At 71.9% G+C, this 16,541-nt stretch carries 14 protein-coding genes; 11 read left to right on the forward strand and 3 right to left on the reverse strand.

Annotated elements, in window-relative coordinates:
- The 7 genes from tatC (at position 1) to IE177_RS14005 (ending at position 8,901) form a co-directional block, all read left to right on the forward strand.
- Complete coding sequence (tatC, locus tag IE177_RS13975) at positions 1 to 942, forward strand: twin-arginine translocase subunit TatC (RefSeq protein WP_190015639.1); 942 nt, start codon at positions 1 to 3, stop codon at positions 940 to 942.
- Positions 943 to 1,026: 84 nt separating this feature from the next.
- A complete protein-coding gene (locus IE177_RS13980) occupies positions 1,027 to 3,879 on the forward strand; it encodes a DEAD/DEAH box helicase (protein ID WP_190015640.1) in 2,853 nt (950 codons plus the stop codon).
- Between the two features lie 427 nt (positions 3,880 to 4,306).
- Complete coding sequence (locus tag IE177_RS13985) at positions 4,307 to 5,971, forward strand: ATP-binding protein (protein WP_190015641.1); 1,665 nt, start codon at positions 4,307 to 4,309, stop codon at positions 5,969 to 5,971.
- Positions 5,968 to 6,372: a roadblock/LC7 domain-containing protein gene (locus IE177_RS13990; protein WP_190015642.1), complete on the forward strand. Its 405-nt coding sequence runs from the start codon at positions 5,968 to 5,970 to the stop codon at positions 6,370 to 6,372. Before IE177_RS13985 ends, IE177_RS13990 begins: the two co-directional genes overlap by 4 nt.
- Positions 6,369 to 6,776 carry a DUF742 domain-containing protein gene (locus tag IE177_RS13995; protein ID WP_190015643.1) on the forward strand — a complete coding sequence of 136 codons (408 nt, stop codon included), beginning with the start codon at positions 6,369 to 6,371 and terminating at the stop codon, positions 6,774 to 6,776. The genes IE177_RS13990 and IE177_RS13995 overlap by 4 nt, the downstream gene beginning before the upstream one ends.
- Positions 6,757 to 7,377: a GTP-binding protein gene (locus IE177_RS14000; protein ID WP_190015644.1), complete on the forward strand. Its 621-nt coding sequence runs from the start codon at positions 6,757 to 6,759 to the stop codon at positions 7,375 to 7,377. Before IE177_RS13995 ends, IE177_RS14000 begins: the two co-directional genes overlap by 20 nt.
- A gap of 45 nt (positions 7,378 to 7,422) precedes the next feature.
- A complete protein-coding gene (locus IE177_RS14005) occupies positions 7,423 to 8,901 on the forward strand; it encodes a cytochrome P450 (protein WP_190015645.1) in 1,479 nt (492 codons plus the stop codon).
- A gap of 6 nt (positions 8,902 to 8,907) precedes the next feature.
- Here IE177_RS14005 and IE177_RS14010 read toward each other — a convergent pair whose 3' ends face one another.
- Complete coding sequence (locus tag IE177_RS14010) at positions 8,908 to 9,858, reverse strand: pseudouridine synthase (protein WP_190015646.1); 951 nt, start codon at positions 9,856 to 9,858, stop codon at positions 8,908 to 8,910.
- Between the two features lie 68 nt (positions 9,859 to 9,926).
- Between IE177_RS14010 and IE177_RS14015 the strand changes: the two genes are divergently transcribed.
- Positions 9,927 to 10,508: a GNAT family N-acetyltransferase gene (locus tag IE177_RS14015; protein WP_190015647.1), complete on the forward strand. Its 582-nt coding sequence runs from the start codon at positions 9,927 to 9,929 to the stop codon at positions 10,506 to 10,508.
- An 11-nt stretch (positions 10,509 to 10,519) separates the two neighbouring features.
- Positions 10,520 to 11,458, forward strand: a complete 939-nt coding sequence (locus IE177_RS14020; RefSeq protein ID WP_190015648.1) for a 5'-nucleotidase — start codon at positions 10,520 to 10,522, stop codon at positions 11,456 to 11,458.
- A 68-nt stretch (positions 11,459 to 11,526) separates the two neighbouring features.
- Here the strand turns inward: IE177_RS14020 and IE177_RS14025 are convergent, their stop codons facing one another.
- Complete coding sequence (locus IE177_RS14025) at positions 11,527 to 12,372, reverse strand: siderophore-interacting protein (RefSeq protein ID WP_190015649.1); 846 nt, start codon at positions 12,370 to 12,372, stop codon at positions 11,527 to 11,529.
- Between the two features lie 111 nt (positions 12,373 to 12,483).
- Entirely contained in the window at positions 12,484 to 13,404 is a 921-nt protein-coding gene (locus IE177_RS14030) for a 5'-3' exonuclease (RefSeq protein WP_190015650.1), read from the reverse strand.
- Positions 13,405 to 13,611: 207 nt separating this feature from the next.
- On the opposite strand from IE177_RS14030, the gene IE177_RS14035 reads away from it, so the two are divergent.
- Complete coding sequence (locus IE177_RS14035; RefSeq protein ID WP_190015651.1) at positions 13,612 to 14,688, forward strand: quaternary amine ABC transporter ATP-binding protein; 1,077 nt, start codon at positions 13,612 to 13,614, stop codon at positions 14,686 to 14,688.
- Entirely contained in the window at positions 14,681 to 16,495 is a 1,815-nt protein-coding gene (locus IE177_RS14040) for an ABC transporter permease/substrate binding protein (protein ID WP_190015652.1), read from the forward strand. The genes IE177_RS14035 and IE177_RS14040 overlap by 8 nt, the downstream gene beginning before the upstream one ends.
- The last annotated feature ends 46 nt before the right edge of the window (positions 16,496 to 16,541 follow it).

The raw sequence follows: 16,541 nt of genomic DNA on the forward strand, positions 1-16,541 counted from the left end.
TTGCTCAAGTCTGCCCGCAACAAGGAGAGGGATCCCGAGGGGCGGATGCCGCTCGTGGATCACTTGCGCGAGCTGCGCAACCGGCTCGCGAAGGGTGTTCTGGCGATCCTGGTCGTCACGATCGTGGCGGCGTTCTTCTACAAGGACATCATCAACGTCATCACCGAGCCGGTGCTCGACGAGATCGGCTGCCACCAGTCCTTCGGTGAGCTGGCCGAGTCCAAGAGCGTCCACTGCGCCCACATCACGGTCAGCGGCCTGCTGGCGCCGTTCACCCTGGCGCTGAAGGTCGCCCTGATGGCCGGCGTCGTGCTCGCGTCGCCGGTGTGGCTCTACCAGCTGTGGGCGTTCGTCGCGCCGGGCCTGCACCGCAGCGAGAAGAAGTACGCCTACGCCTTCGTCGGCTTCGGCTTCCCGCTCTTCCTCGGTGGCGGCTACCTGGCCTTCCACGTGCTGCCCACGACGGCACGGGTGATGATCGACCTCACCCCCAGCGGTGCCGAGAACCTGCTGCCGCTGGACGACCTGCTGGACCTGGTCACCCGCATGATCGTCGTCTTCGGCCTCGCCTTCGAGATGCCGTTGCTGCTGGTCATGCTCAACCTCACCGGCGTCCTGTCCGGCCGGCGGATGCTGGGCTGGTGGCGCGGCATGGTCATCGGCATCACCGCCTTCGCGGCGGTGGCCACGCCCAGCCCCGACCCGATGACGATGCTGGCACTGGCGGCGCCGATCTGGGGGCTCTACTTCATCGCCGTGGGCATCGCGCTGCTCAACGACCGGCGCCGGGCCCGCCGCGAGGGCGACGGCCCCGGGGACGACGAGGCGTCCCAGCTGGACCTCACGCCCGAGGCGATCGGAGAGGTGGAGTCGGTGTCCGCGAGCGCGGCGCCGGAGCTGCCCGGACCGGACCGGGTCAACGGCTACGACGACGTGACCTGACCGTCCGCCGAGGCACTGTGCGATGCCCCCGTCCCGCCGGGACGGGGGCATTCGTCCGCTGTGGAGCGGTCCGTCTTCCGGATAATGATCGTCCTGTTGTCAGTGCGGCCCGGTACGCTCGAAAGCACGATGACAGAGGACCTCTCACCGGCCGAGCGGTACGCGGCGGCCCGCAGGCGGGCAGCCGAGCAGGCCACCGCGCTCGCGTCCTTCCGCGAGATGTACGACTTCGGCCTCGATCCCTTCCAGATCGAGGCCTGCCAGGCACTGGAGGCCGGCAAGGGCGTGCTGGTGGCCGCCCCCACCGGTTCGGGCAAGACGATCGTGGGCGAGTTCGCCGTCCACCTCGCCCTCGGGCAGGGCAAGAAGTGCTTCTACACGACACCCATCAAGGCGCTGTCGAACCAGAAGTACGCCGACCTGTGCCGGCGCTACGGCGCGGACAAGGTCGGCCTGCTCACCGGCGACAACAGCGTGAACTCCGACGCCCCGGTGGTCGTGATGACCACCGAGGTGCTGCGCAACATGCTGTACGCCGGGTCGCAGACCCTCCTCGGCCTCGGCTACGTGGTCATGGACGAGGTGCACTACCTCTCCGACCGCTTCCGCGGCGCCGTCTGGGAGGAAGTGATCATCCACCTGCCGGAGTCGGTGACCCTGGTCTCGCTCTCCGCGACCGTGTCCAACGCCGAGGAGTTCGGTGACTGGCTGGACACCGTACGCGGCGACACCGAGGTGATCGTCTCCGAGCACCGGCCCGTGCCGCTGTTCCAGCACGTGCTGGCGGGCCGCCGGATGTACGACCTGTTCGAGGAGGGGGAGGGCCACAAGAAGGCCGTCAACCCCGACCTCGTCCGCCTGGCCCGGACGGAGGCCACCCGGCCGTCGTACCAGGACCGGCGGCGCGGCCGGTCGATGCGGGAGGCCGACCGGGAGCGCGAGCGCAGGCAGCGCTCGCGCGTGTGGACACCGGGCCGCCCCGAGGTCATCGAGCGGCTCGACTCCGAGGGCCTGCTGCCCGCCATCACCTTCATCTTCAGCCGCGCGGCCTGCGAGGCCGCCGTCCAGCAGTGCCTGTACGCGGGCCTCAGGCTCAACGACGAGGAGGCACGGGAGAAGGTCCGCGCCCTGGTCGAGGAGCGCACCGCCTCCATACCGCCGGAGGACCTGCACGTCCTCGGCTACTACGAGTGGCTGGAGGGGCTGGAGCGCGGTATCGCCGCCCATCACGCGGGCATGCTGCCGACGTTCAAGGAGGTCGTCGAGGAACTGTTCGTGCGCGGCCTGGTCAAGGCCGTGTTCGCGACCGAGACCCTCGCCCTCGGCATCAACATGCCCGCCCGCTCGGTGGTGCTGGAGAAGCTGGTCAAGTGGAACGGCGAGCAGCACGCCGACATCACGCCCGGCGAGTACACCCAGCTCACCGGCCGCGCCGGCCGCCGGGGCATCGACATCGAGGGCCACGCGGTCGTCCTCTGGCAGCGCGGCATGAGCCCCGAGCACCTGGCCGGACTCGCGGGCACCCGCACGTACCCGCTGCGCTCCAGCTTCAAGCCGTCGTACAACATGGCGGTCAACCTGGTCGAGCAGTTCGGCCGGCACCGCTCGCGCGAGCTGCTGGAGACGTCCTTCGCGCAGTTCCAGGCCGACAAGTCGGTCGTCGGGATCTCCCGGCAGGTGCAGCGCAACGAGGAGGGACTCGAGGGCTACAAGGCCTCCATGACCTGCCACCTCGGTGACTTCGAGGAGTACGCGCGGCTGCGCCGCGAACTTAAGGACCGCGAGACCGAGCTGGCCCGGCAGGGTGCGAACCAGCGGCGTGCCGAGGCGGCCGTCGCCCTGGAGAGGCTCAAGCCGGGCGACGTCATCCACGTGCCCACCGGCAAGTACGCCGGCCTGGCCCTGGTGCTGGATCCCGGCCTGCCGGCCGGCCGTTCCAACGGGCACCGCGGCTTCGACCACCACGACGGTCCGCGCCCGCTGGTACTGACCGCCGAACGGCAGGTCAAACGGCTGGCGTCGATGGACTTCCCGGTGCCGGTCGAAGCGCTGGACCGGATGCGGATCCCGAAGTCCTTCAACCCCCGCTCGCCGCAGTCCCGGCGGGACCTCGCCTCCGCCCTGCGCACCAAGGCCGGGCACATCCCGCCGGAGCGGGCCCGCAAGAAGCGGTCGCAGGCCGCCGACGACCGTGAGATCAACCGGCTGCGCACCGCCATCCGGGCGCACCCCTGCCACGGCTGCAACGACCGGGAGGACCACGCGCGCTGGGCCGAGCGCTACCACCGGCTGCTGCGGGACACCTCCCAGCTGGAACGGCGCATCGAGGGCCGTACGAACACCATCGCGCGCACCTTCGACCGGATCGTCGCCCTGCTGACCGAGATGGACTACCTGCGCGGCGACGAGGTCACCGAGCACGGCAGGCGGCTCGCCCGACTCTACGGCGAACTCGACCTGCTGGCCAGCGAATGCCTGCGCGAGGGCGTCTGGGAGGACCTCGCCCCTGCCGAACTCGCCGCCTGCGTCTCGGCGCTGGTGTACGAGGCCCGGGTGGGGGACGACGCGATGGCGCCCAAGCTGCCCTCCGGCAGGGCGAAGGCCGCCCTCGGTGAGATGGTCCGCATCTGGGGCCGGCTGGACGCCCTGGAGGAGGACTTCCGGATCAGCCAGACCGAGGGCGTCGGCCAGCGCGAGCCGGACCTCGGCTTCGCCTGGGCCGCGTACATGTGGGCCTCCGGCACGGGCCTCGACGAGGTGCTGCGGGAGGCGGAGATGCCCGCGGGTGACTTCGTCCGGTGGTGCAAGCAGGTCATCGACGTCCTCGGGCAGATCTCGGCGGCGGCTCCCGCCGAGGGCTCGACCGTGGCGAAGAACGCGCGCAAGGCCGTCGACCAGCTGCTGCGGGGTGTGGTCGCCTACTCGTCCGTCGGGTGACGTCCGCTCCGGCGGCTGGTGCGACAGCGGCCGGGAGGGCGTGCCCCGTCAACCCGGCCGCGTTCCTTTCCCTCTCGCGGGTGCGGCGCCCGCTGCCCGCCCCGGCGGTCGGTGCCGCCGGGTTCTGAGGGCTCGCCTCACTCCTCTCGGTGAGGTTTTTCGTGTACCCGTTCGCCGTCACCGAACGTGTTCGAACAGCAGCCCAGCGTGTAAATCAGTCGAGCGTACTCCTATTACACCGGTGATTTCAGGTGCTCGCCGAATATGACACGGCGATGATCCGGTCGGACTAAGCTCGCCCGCGGCGCACCGGGTTGAGGTGAATTCGTGCGCCTGTTCCCAAACGTCCAGAAGATCACATCAGTCGCATGCATCTTCCCCGCGACAGCTCTCCCGACACCCAGCCGACCCGTCTCAGAAGGCATCCATGGTGAGTGTTCAGAAGCCTCCCGGTGGCCGTGAACGTCCCTACGCGCGTGTGCTGTTGCCGCCGGCCGTACTGATGGCCGCCGCGACCGGGGCCGCCATGGCCCTGGTGCCGGCGGCGGGCCGGCTCGCCGTCGGCCTGTGCGGGGCGCTGGCCGTGCTCCTGGTCCTCGCCACCGGCGGGGAGGCGGCCCGGCGTGGCCGCAGACTCCGCGAGGCACAGGCCGAACACGCCCGCCACACCGCGTATCTGGAACACCGTCTCGCCGCCCACGACGAGCTGATCAACCGCTTCGCCACCGACGTCCTGCCCACCGGCCTGCACCGGCTGCGTGCCGGCGAGGCGCTCCGGGACGTGCTGAGCAACGTCTACGACCTCGACCCCGAACTGCGCGGCCTGCCCGAGTCCTACCGTGAACTGTTCCGCGTCGCGCTGCGCGGCGCCGACCACGAGATCTCGATGCGCGACGCCAGCGAGCGCTCCTTCGTGAGCATCGCCCGCCGCGTGCAGGCCATCGTGCACCAGCAGGCCAAGGAACTGCGGGAGATGGAGGAGGACCACGGCCGCAATCCCGAGGTCTTCGACGACCTGCTGCGCCTGGACCACGGCACCTCGCTGATCGGCCGGCTCGCCGACACCATCTCCGTCCTCGGCGGCGGCCGCCCCGGCCGCCAGTGGCCCCTGCCGGTCTCCCTCTACAGCGTGCTGCGCGGCGCCATGTCCCGCATCCTGGAGTACCGCCGCATCAACCTGAGCTCGATCGTCAACATCAACATCAAGGGCACCGCGGTCGAGCCGCTCCTGCACGCCGCCGCCGAGCTACTCGACAACGCCACCCGCTACTCGCCGCCCACGGCCAAGGTGCACGTCACCGCCGCCGAGGTGCAGACGGGCATCGCCATCGAGATCGAGGACGCCGGCGTCAGCCTCAGCGAGGAGTCCCGGGCCCGCATCGAGCAGATGATCGAGGACGCCAAGAACGGCGACGACGCGGACAACCTCGGTGACAACCCGCGCCTCGGTCTCGCCGTCGTCGGCCGGCTCTGCAAGCACTTCAAGATGGAGGTCTCGCTGCGCGCCTCCGCCTACGGCGGCGTCCGCGCCATCCTGATCGTGCCCCGGGCCATGACGACCACCGAGCCCGGCGTCGGCGCCGCCCACGGCATCGGCGCGACCGGCATCCCGCAGCCCGAACTCGGGGCGGTCGAGGGCCCCAAGCGCCCGCCCAAGAAGCGCCGCCCCACCAGCCCCAAGATCCCCGCCGGGATCTCCATGGAGGACGACGTCCCCGAGGTCACCGAGTGGACCGCGGGAGGCCTGCCGCAGCGCCGCAGCCGGGTGAAGACCCCGCTCTCCCAGCGGTACGCCGAACAGGCCGCCATCGAGCGTGCCGAGCGCGAGGGACGGCCGACGATCTGGTCCCAGACCAGAACCGAGCCCGAGCCCGAGATCGACCCCGAGCGCAAGAAGCTCATGGACCGGCCGCCGGGCATGTGGATGGAGGCCTTCTGGGACGGCCTGAGGAAGGGCATGCCCGCGGACGCCACCGCGTCCGAACTGACCGACTTCACGCTCCACCCGACCAAGTACCTGCACCTGCTCGACGATGCGGACGACCCCGCCGAGGGCGCCGTCGAGGCCGACGACGAGGGGAACCTCAAGTGATCCAGCAGCGAGCGAACCTGGACTGGATGCTCAAGCAGCTGAACGACGGCGTGCCGGGTATCGAGATGATCGTGGTCCTGTCCGCCGACGGACTGCGCATCGCCCGCTACGGCGGCGACCCCGACGCCGCCGACCGCGTGGCCGCCGCCTGCGCGGGCGTCCAGAGCCTGGCCGGCGCCATCATCCAGGAGATCCCCGGCGCCGGTGACATGAAGGTCGTCGTCATCGAGATCGAGGGCGGCTACTTCTACCTCGTGAACGCCGGCCCCAACGCCTACCTCGCCGTACTCGCCGACGTCACCTGCGAACCGGGCCGGATGAGCGGCATGATGCGCGACCTCGTCGTCCGGATCGGGGCCCACCTCACCAGTCCGCCCCGGCGCAACGGGCAGGCCGTATGACGCCTCCACGACGCAGACGGCGCCAGACCGAGCGACCGTCGTCCCCGCAGCCGCCCGAACCGGCGGACGGCGAGGAGCCCGGAAGCCTGGAACGGCTTTACACCATCGCCGGGAGCGCCGACGGAGCGCGGGCCGAACTCGACCTCGTGACGCTGATCGTCGCGCGTTCCGCGCCCCCGCCGACCGCGTCCCCGGAGCAGGCGGCCGTGCTCCGGCTCAGCGCCGCCCCCCTCTCCGTGGCCGAACTCTCCGCCTACCTCCGACTGCCGTTCAGCGCGATGACCGTCCTGATCACCGAACTCATCGCGGCCGAAATGGTGCAGGCGCGCGCCTCGATCGCCCGCCAGGCGCTCCCCGACCGTTCACTCCTCGAAGCGGTGATGCATGGACTTCAACGGCTCTGACACCCTCCCCGGCCCCCGCACCGAGGACCACCTGCCGCACACGGCGCAGGCCGCGGTGAAGCTCGTGATCGTGGGCGGCTTCGGCGTCGGCAAGACCACCATGGTCGGTTCGGTCAGCGAGATCAGACCGCTGACGACCGAGGAGACCATGACCCAGGCGGGCATCGGCGTCGACGACGACTACGGCTCCGAGTCCAAGACGGCCACCACCGTGGCGATGGACTTCGGCCGCATCAGCATCACCGACAAGCTGGTGCTCTACCTCTTCGGCACCCCCGGCCAGGAACGCTTCTGGTTCCTGTGGAACCGCCTGTTCGAAGGCGCCCTCGGCGCGGTCGTCCTGGTCGACACCCGGCGTCTCGAGGTCAGCTTCGACGTCATGGGCCGGCTGGAGGAGCGGGGCGTGCCGTTCGTCGTCGCCGTCAACTCCTTCCCCGACGCGCCCCGTCACCCGGTCGGGGAACTGCGCACCGCGCTGGACCTGGCCCCGGAGATCCCGATCATCGAGTGCGACGTACGCCGCCGCGCGTCCAGCAAGGACGTGCTGATGACCCTCATGCGCTTCCTGCACTCGCTCGCCCTGTCCGGCTCCCTCTCCTGATCCGCGGCCGACCGGCCGCCACACCATCCGTTCCGGAGCGACACTGTGACGTCTGAACCCCGATCAACGACCGGCACAGCCCCCACCCCGCCACCGGGCTGCCCGGCGCACGGCCCCGGTCCCGGCGGGCTGCACCGGCTCTACGGCCCCGACGCCGACGACCTCGGCGACCTCTACGAGCGGCTGCGCGAGCAGCACGGCCCCGTGGCCCCCGTGCTGCTCCACGACGACGTGCCGATGTGGGTGGTCCTCGGGCACGCCGAGAACCTGCAACTGGTGCGCAGCCCCTCGCAGTACACCCGGGACAGCCGCATCTGGAGCCCGCTGCTGGAGGGCATGGTCAAGCCCGACCACCCGCTCATGCCCCACATCGCCTGGCAGCCCATCTGCTCCCACGCCGAGGGCGACGAACACCAGCGGCTGCGGGCCGCCGTCACCGCGGCCATGTCCACCATCGACCACCGCAGCGTCCGCCGGCACATCGGCCGCTCCACCCAGGGCCTGGTCAACAGCTTCTGCGAGCGGGGCCGCGCGGACCTGGTCCCCCAGTTCGCCGAGCACCTGCCGATGGCCGTCATGTGCGAGATCCTCGGCATGCCCGAGGAGTACGACGACCGGATGGTGCAGGCCGCGCGCGATGCGCTGAAGGGCACCGAGACCGCCATCCAGAGCCACACCTACGTCATGGACGCGCTGGGCCGGCTCACCGGCCGGCGCCGCGCCCGGCCCGAGGACGACTTCACCAGCCACCTCATCACCCACCCCGCCGGACTCACCGACGACGAGGTCCGCGAGCACCTGCGGCTCGTCCTCTTCGCGGCCTACGAGGCCACCGCCAACCTCCTCGCCAACGCGCTGCGCATGGTGCTCACCGAGCCGGGCTTCCGCGCCCAGCTCAACGGTGGCCAGATGACCGTGCCGGAGGCGATCGAGCAGTCCCTCTGGGACGAGCCGCCGTTCAGCACCGTCCTCGGCTACTACGCCAAGCAGGACACCGAGCTGGGCGGCCAGCGCATCCGCAAGGGCGACGGGCTGCTCTTCGCACCCGCCCCGGGCAACCTCGACCCGCGCATCCGGCCCGACCTGTCCGCGAGCATGCAGGGCAACCGATCGCACCTGGCCTTCGGCGGCGGCCCCCACGAGTGCCCCGGCCAGGACATCGGCCGTGCCATCGCCGACGTCGGTGTCGACGCCCTGCTGACCCGGCTGCCGGACATCCGACTCGACTGCCCCGAGGAGGAGTTGAGCTGGCGGGCGTCCATCGCCTCGCGGCACCTGGTGTCCCTGCCGGTGCGCTTCGAGCCCAAGGTGCAGCAGGACGTCGACCTGCCGCCCAGGGCCATGCCGCTGCCGCCGCAGCGCACGGGCCCGCGCGCCGGCACCCCGGACGGCGCCCCCGCCCCGGCCGCCGCACCACGGCCGACGGCCACCCGCCCCGCCCCCGAACCCTTCCACCCGGCACCCGCACCGGCCCCGTCCCGGAGCATCTGGCGACGCCTGCTGCACTGGTGGCGCGGCGAGTGACCGGTTCTAACCCCGCCCGGCCCAGGAGTCGTGGGACGACCAGGCCCCGAGCACGCGCGCGGTGACGAACGTGTGCTCCAGGCCGGTCACCGGATCGGTGAACTCAAGCCGTCGCGCGAGCAGTTGCAGCGGACGGCGGAAGTCGCCGGGCGGCGCCGGCGCGGTCACCTCCGGGTACAGCGGGTCGCCGAGAACGGGCACGCCCAGCGCGTTGAGGTGCACCCGCAGCTGGTGCGTCTGCCCGGTCGCGGGGACGAGCCGGTACCGGCCCATACCGCCTTGGACCTCGGCGAGCTCCACGTACGTCTCGGCGTTCGGCTCGCCCTCGGCCTCCCGCGCGGCGTGCACCCCGCGCTCCTTCACGATCCTGCTGCGCACGGTGCGCGGAAGGACGAGCGAGGGGTCGTACGGGGCGATCGCCTCGTACTCCTTGCGCACCAGCCGGTCCCGGAACAGCGTCTGGTACGCCCCGCGCTCCCCGGGCCGCACCGTGAACAGCACCAGCCCCGCCGTCAGCCGGTCCAGGCGGTGCGCGGCCGTCAGCGTGGGTATGCCCAGGTCGTGCCGCAGCCGGGCCAGCGCGGTCTGGGCGATGTGCGAGCCGCGCGGCGTCGTCGCGAGGAAGTGCGGCTTGTCGGCCACCACGATGTGCGCGTCCCGGTACACCACCTCCACCGGGAACGGCACCGGCACCTCGGCGGGCGGCTCGCGGTGGAACCACACGAACATGCCGGGCTCGTACGGCGCGTCCGGCGCCACCGGCCGCCCGTCGGCGCCGACGACCAGCCCCGCGTCGAACATCCCCTCGACCATGCCGGGACCGGCCCCCGTCAGCCGGGCCACCAGATGTTCCCGCACGGTCGCCCACGTCCCGGACGAGGGCAGCCGCACCCGCACGGGATCCACACCGTCGCGCTGGGGGAGCGGGGCGGGCGGGGGCGGGGTGCGGCGTCTCATCGGGACCAAGGGTACGGGGCGGGAAAAACGGTGAACCGCCGGCCGCTCCGGCGGGCAGTATGTGGATCATGCCGTTTCTCACCAGCCCGGTACTGCCCCCCGGAGCCCTCGCCCGCACCCCGCAGCCCTCCCTCCCCACCGGTGACGGCCTGCTCCTGCGCCCCTGGCGGGCCGGGGACGCGCCCGCCGTCCACGCCGCCCTCCAGGACCCGGTCATGCACCAGTGGCACCTGAGGTCCTGTGACTCCGAGGAGGAGGCCGCCGGCTGGATCGCCGAGTGGCGGACGGCCTGGGAGGACGAGCGCGAGGCCCAGTGGGCCGTCGTGGACGCGGCGACGGACGAACTGCGGGGCCGGGTCGCGCTGCGCCAGATCCTGCTCGCCGACGGCATCGCCGAGATCGCCTACTGGACGGTGGCGGGGGCGCGTGGCCAAGGCGTCGCGGTCCGGGCCTCCGCCACCCTGACCCGCTGGGCCTTCGAGGAGATCGGCTTCCACCGGCTCGAACTCTTCCACGCCGCCGCCAACGAGGCATCCTGCCGCGCCGCCGTCAAGGCCGGCTTCGCCGTGGAGGGCACCAAGCGCAGCGCCCTGCTGCATCCGGACGGCTGGCACGACATGCACTTCCACGCCCGCGTGCACGGCGACTGAGGGGACAGCGCATGCCGGCCTTCGAACTCGCCGACCGACTCGTCGTGGGCGTCGCGTCCAGCGCCCTGTTCGACCTGGAGGAGTCCGACGCGGTCTTCCGGGAGCAGGGCGAAGAGGCCTACCGGGCCCACCAGGAGGAGAACGTGGACAACACGCTCCGGCCGGGGGTCGCCTTCGCCTTCGTCCGGCGGCTGCTGTCGCTGAACGACCTGAGCGAACCCGGGGACCCACTCGTCGAGGTCATCATCCTCTCCCGCAACGACCCCGACACCGGCCTGCGGGTGATGCGGTCGATCCAGTCCCACGGCCTGCCGATCAGCCGGGCCATCTTCCGGCAGGGACGGTCGCCCTATCCCTTCATGACGGCGCTGAACATGTCCCTGTTCCTGTCCGCGGACGGGCGCGACGTGCGCGAGGCCGTCGCCGCCGGACTGCCGGCCGGGCACGTGCTCGGCTCGGCGTACGCGGGCGACCCCGACGACCGGGACCTGCGGATCGCGTTCGACTTCGACGGCGTGCTCGCGAGTGACGCCGCCGAGCGGGTGTACCAGGCCGGCGGCCTGGAGGAGTTCCGGGCGTACGAGGCCCGCAACGCGGCTACCCCGCACGACCCCGGGCCGCTGCGCGACTTCCTCGCCGGCGTGAACCGGATACAGCTGCGCGAGGAGGAACGGCGCAGGAGCGATCCGGAGTACCAGCTCCGTGTCCACGTCTCCATCGTGACCGCGCGCAACGCGCCCGCGCACGAGCGCGCGGTGCGCAGCCTCAAGGAGTGGGGCGTGCGGGTGAACGACGCCTTCTTCCTCGGCGGTGTGGACAAGGGCGCGGTCATGAAGGTGCTCGACCCGCACATCTTCTTCGACGACCAGGTGGTCCACCTGGAGAGCACGTCCCGGACCACGCCCAGCGTGCACGTCCCGTTCGGCACGATCAACGAGACGGCCCCCTGACGCGCCCACGGCACAGCGGCGGCGCCCCGGCCGGGTGCGCCGCCGCCGTGATGGTGCTCCGGCCGCGGTCAGGCGGCCGTCGCGCCGCCCTCCTGCTCGGCCTCGACGCGGGCGTTCCACTCCCGCTTGGAGGCCTGCCAGCCGTCCTCGTCGTGGCCGTGCCGCCAGTACCCGGAGATCGACAGGTCCTCGCGGGGGAGCTGCAGCTCGACCCGCAGCAGGCGGCGGAGCTCCTTCACGAAGGACGCCTCGCCGTGCACGAACGCGTGCGGCCGGCCCGCCGGGAAGTCCAGCGACCGCACGGCCTCCAGCAGGGCCTCGCCGACCGGGCGGCCGCCGCGGTGCAGCCAGACCACCTCCACCTCGGAGTCGATCTTCTGCTCCTCCTCGGGCCCCGCCACCTCGACGAAGGCGTGCGCGCGGGCCCCCGCGGGCAGCGTCTCCAGGGCGCGGGCGATCGCGGGCAGCGCGCTCTCGTCACCGGCGAGCAGATGCCAGTCGGCGTCCGGGGCCGGCGCGTAGGCGCCTCCGGGGCCCATGAAGCGGACCGTCTCACCGGGCCGCGCGCGGGTGGCCCACGGTCCGGCCAGGCCCTCGTCGCCGTGGATCACGAAGTCCAGTGTGAGTTCCCGGTGTTCGGGGTCCCAGGCGCGCACCGTGTACGTACGGGTCACCGGCCACTGCTCGCGCGGGAACTCCGCCCGGATCCGCTCCAGGTCGAAGGGCTCCGGGTAGGTCACGCCGGGAGGGCCGAACAGCAGCTTCACGTAGTGGTCCGTGCAGGTGTCCGCGGCGAAGTCGGCGAGCCCCGCGCCCCCCAGCACCACTCGCTGCATGTGCGGGGTGAGCCGCTCGGTGCGCACCACCTGGGCGGTATGGAGCTTGCGCGGCTTTCGTGCCGGGCGCTCTGCCATCACGGCCTCCTGCGATATTGGTTAGGTTTACCTAAGTTAGCATCCCGCTCCGAGTCAACGCCTTTTCCTCACGGTCCCGATGGGAACCCTCGCCCCGGCGCACCGCCGGGGTCACCGCGCCAGCGTGACCAGCAGGCGCTGCAACGAGCCGCCCAGGCCCCACCGCCGCGCCAGGTCCTCCAGTGCCGCCGGGTCGCGCGGGGAGCGCGGCAGGGCGGTGTCGACGTCCGGGAGCGGCACGTCGCCGGCCACCCGTACCACCTTCGGCGCGACCGCCAGATACGGTCCGGCCTCGGTGAGCCGCATGCGCTGCGACGGCGTGAGCCTGGCCCGCGGGTCGCCGACCGCCGCCACGATCCCCGCCAGGTCGCCGAACTCGGCGAGCAGCTTGGCGGCCGTCTTCTCGCCGATGCCGGCCACGCCCGGCAGGCCGTCGCTCGGGTCACCGCGCAGCAGCGCCAGATCCGCGTACCCGCGCCCGTCGACCCCATACTTCCCGCGCAGCACCGCCTCGTCGGTCAGCTGCAGCGTGCCGACGCCCTTGAGCGGGTACAGCACGCGCACCCCCCGCGCGTCGTCGACCAGCTGGTACAGGTCGCGGTCGCCGGTGACGATGTCGACCGGGCCGTCGGCGCGCGCGGTGAACGTGCCGATCACGTCGTCCGCCTCGTACCCGGCGACCCCGACGCGCGCGATGCCGATCGCGTCCAGCACGTCCTCGATGACGGGCACCTGCGGGGAGAGCGTGTCCGGCACCTCCTCCTCGTCCGGCGCGCCCTCGTGCTCCTCGGCGACCCGGTGCGCCTTGTACGTGGGGATCAGCTCGACCCGCCACCGCGGCCGCCAGTCGGCGTCCATGCAGGCCACCAGCCGCTCGGGCCGGTGGTCCCTCACCAGCCGGTCGATGAAGTCCAGCAGTCCGCGCACGGCGTTCACGGGGGTGCCGTCGGGCGCCTTCACGGAGTCCGGGACGCCGAAGTAGGCACGGAAGTAGAGCGATGCGGTGTCGAGGAGCATGAGTCGTCCGGTCACGTCCGCATCATGCCGTACGGCGCCGACAGGGGCCCCGCGCCCGGAACGGGTTGCGCCATGCGCATCGCCGTGACACCGGCCACCTGCGGGTTTGCCGCTGCTTGACCTGGGGAGGTGCCGCAACTGGGCGAGGGTGGTTGCTCAATTCAACTGTCAGCGACTCCTCGTCCCCTGTCCCTGTCCCTGTCCCCGAGACGAGAGGTACGCGTGCAACCGAGGCTTGAGGCGGAGCACCTGTTCAAGGTGTTCGGCAGACGACCGGACGAAGCGGTGGAACGGGTGCGCAAGGGCGCCGACCGGGACGACCTGCGCGGGGACGGCACGACCGCCGCCGTGATCGACGCCTCCTTCCGCGTGGAGGAGGGCGAGATCTTCGTCGTCATGGGACTGTCGGGCTCCGGCAAGTCCACCCTCCTGCGCATGCTCAACGGGCTGCTGGAGCCGACCGCGGGCCGTGTGCTCTTCGACGGCCGGGACCTGACCGCGCTCACCGACCGCGAGCTGCGCAAGCTGCGCTCGGAGCGGATCAGCATGGTCTTCCAGCACTTCGCGCTCTTCCCGCACCGCAGTGTCCGCGACAACGCCGCCTACGGCCTGGAAGTGCAGGGCGTGCCCCGCGCCGAGCGCGAACGCCGCGCCGACGAGGCGCTCGCCCTGTGCGGCCTGGCCGGCTGGGAGAAGGCCTGGCCGGACGAGCTGTCCGGCGGCATGCAGCAGCGCGTCGGCCTCGCCCGCGCCCTCGCGACCGACGCCGACCTGCTGCTGATGGACGAGTCCTTCAGCGCCCTCGACCCGCTGATCCGCCGGGACATGCAGGACCAGCTGCTGGAGCTGCAGAAGACCCTGCGCAAGACCATCGTCTTCATCACCCACGACCTCAACGAGGCGATGCGGCTCGGCGACCGCATCGCCGTCATGCGGGACGGCCGCATCGTCCAGACCGGCACCGCCGAGGACATCCTGCTGCGCCCGGCGAACGACTACGTGGCCTCCTTCATCCAGGACGTCGACCGCTCCCGCGTGCTGACCGCCGCCGCCGTGATGGACACCGAGCCGCGCGGCGACGAGGCCGACTGCGGCTGCGAGACGGCGGCCCCCGACACGCCGTTCACCGAACTGTGCGCGCTCAGCGCGCGGCTCACCCACCCGGTCGCCGTCCTCGACGCCGGCCGCACCCTCGTCGGCGTCGTACCCCGGCAGCGGCTCGTCGGCGTCCTCGGCGACGAACACGGCGAGGCCACCGCCTGTGACCGCGACGGCGGGAAGGTGACCGGCCGTGCCTAGGCTCCCCCTCGGCGACTGGGTCGACTCCGGCGTCAACTGGCTGGTCGGCCACTTCTCCTGGCTCTTCGACGCCGTCAAGGCGGTCATGGAGGGCATGTACGACGGCATCGACGCGGTACTGGCCGCCCCGGCCCCGCTGCTGATGGCCGGCATCCTCGCCGTCGTCGCCTGGTGGCTGCGCGGCCTGCTCGCCGGCCTCCTCGCCTTCGCCGGCTTCGCGCTGGTCGACTCGCTCGACCTGTGGGACCGGGCCATGTCCACCCTCGCGCTGGTCCTCGTGGCCACGGTGATCGCCCTGCTGATCTCGGTGCCGCTGGGCATCTGGGCCGCCCGGTCCAGGGCCGTCAGCGCCGCCGTACGGCCCGTGCTGGACCTGCTGCAGACCATGCCGTCCATGGTGCTGCTGATCCCGGCCATGCTCTTCTTCGGCCTCGGCACGGCCGCCGGCGTGGTCGCCACCCTGATCTTCGCGCTCGCGCCCGGCGTCCGCATGACCGAGCTGGGCATCCGCCAGGTCGACGCCGAACTGGTCGAGGCCGCCGAGGCGTTCGGCACCTCCCCGCGCGACGTCCTCTGGCGCGTCCAGCTGCCGCTCGCCCTGCCGACCATCATGGCGGGCGTCAACCAGGTGATCATGCTGGGCCTGTCCATGGTCGTCATCGCCGGCATGGTCGGCACCGGCGGCCTCGGCGGCGCCGTCAACGAGGCCATCGGGCAGCTGGACATCGGCTACGGCTTCGAAGCGGGCGTCGGCATCGTCGTCCTCGCCATCTACCTCGACCGGGTCACCGGCGCACTCGGCACCCGGCTCTCCCCACTGGGCCGCAGGGCCGCCGCCAAGGTCCCCACGCGCGCGTGGTCGTACCGCCCGCGCCCGGCCGTCGCCGTCGCCGGCGTGGCCGCCCTCGCCCTCGTCGCGGGCGGACTCGGCGTCCTCGGCTCCTCCTCCGGCACCTCCGAGGCCTCCGGCAGCGACATCGGCAAGGGCAAGGAGATCCGGATCGGCTACATCCCCTGGGACGAGGGCATCGCCTCCACCTACCTGTGGAAGGAGCTGCTGGAGGAACGCGGCTTCAAGGTGACCACCACCCAGTACGCCGCCGGCCCTCTCTACACCGGCCTCGCCACCGGCCAGGTCGACTTCCAGACCGACTCCTGGCTGCCCACCACGCACGCCGAGTACTGGGCGAAGTACGGCGAGCGACTGGAGGACCTCGGCAAGTGGTACGGCCCCACCTCCCTGGAGCTGACCGTGCCGTCCTACGTCAAGGACGTGAACTCGCTGGCGGACCTGGAGGAGCACGCCTCCGAGTTCGACGGGAAGATCGTCGGCATCGAGCCCAGCGCGGGCATGATGGGCCTGCTCAAGAGCAAGGTCCTCAAGGAGTACGGCCTCGACGGCACCTACGAGGTGGTCGACGGCTCGACCCCCGCGATGCTCGCGGAGCTGAAGCGCGCCTACGCCAGGAAGCAGCCGGTCGTCGTGACCCTCTGGTCCCCGCACTGGGCGTACAGCGACTACGGCCTGAAGAAGCTCGAGGACCCGAAGGGCGCCTGGGGCAAGGGAGACGGCGTGCACACCCTCGCCCGCAAGGGCTTCGCCGCCGACAACCCGGTGGTCGGCCGCTGGCTGAAGGACTTCTCGATGACCGAGGAGCAGCTCACCGGCCTGGAGGCGCAGATCCAGAAGGCTGGCAAGGGCCGGGAGCAGGACGCCGTGCGCACCTGGCTGCGGCGGCACCCGGGTCTGGCCGGCAAGTGGGCCCCCGTCGCCGGGGGCGCCACCGAGAGCCGGGCGGCCGGGTGACCTGACCCGCCCGGACCGCCTCCCGAGGGGCGGGTGGCACCGTACG

The organism is Streptomyces lucensis JCM 4490, from assembly GCF_014650035.1.
Taxonomy (GTDB): Bacteria; Actinomycetota; Actinomycetes; order Streptomycetales; family Streptomycetaceae; genus Streptomyces; species Streptomyces lucensis.

Excerpts from the sequence above, each read along its gene's own strand:
- IE177_RS13980 (WP_190015640.1), top strand. The coding sequence starts at position 1,027 with ATGATCGTCCTGTTGTCAGTGCGGCCCGGTACGCTCGAAAGCACGATG.
- IE177_RS13985 (WP_190015641.1), top strand. The coding sequence starts at position 4,307 with ATGGTGAGTGTTCAGAAGCCTCCCGGTGGCCGTGAACGTCCCTACGCG.
- IE177_RS13995 (WP_190015643.1), top strand. The coding sequence starts at position 6,369 with ATGACGCCTCCACGACGCAGACGGCGCCAGACCGAGCGACCGTCGTCC.
- IE177_RS14000 (WP_190015644.1), top strand. The coding sequence starts at position 6,757 with ATGGACTTCAACGGCTCTGACACCCTCCCCGGCCCCCGCACCGAGGAC.
- IE177_RS14010 (WP_190015646.1), bottom strand. The coding sequence starts at position 9,858 with ATGAGACGCCGCACCCCGCCCCCGCCCGCCCCGCTCCCCCAGCGCGAC.
- IE177_RS14015 (WP_190015647.1), top strand. The coding sequence starts at position 9,927 with ATGCCGTTTCTCACCAGCCCGGTACTGCCCCCCGGAGCCCTCGCCCGC.
- IE177_RS14020 (WP_190015648.1), top strand. The coding sequence starts at position 10,520 with ATGCCGGCCTTCGAACTCGCCGACCGACTCGTCGTGGGCGTCGCGTCC.
- IE177_RS14025 (WP_190015649.1), bottom strand. The coding sequence starts at position 12,372 with ATGGCAGAGCGCCCGGCACGAAAGCCGCGCAAGCTCCATACCGCCCAG.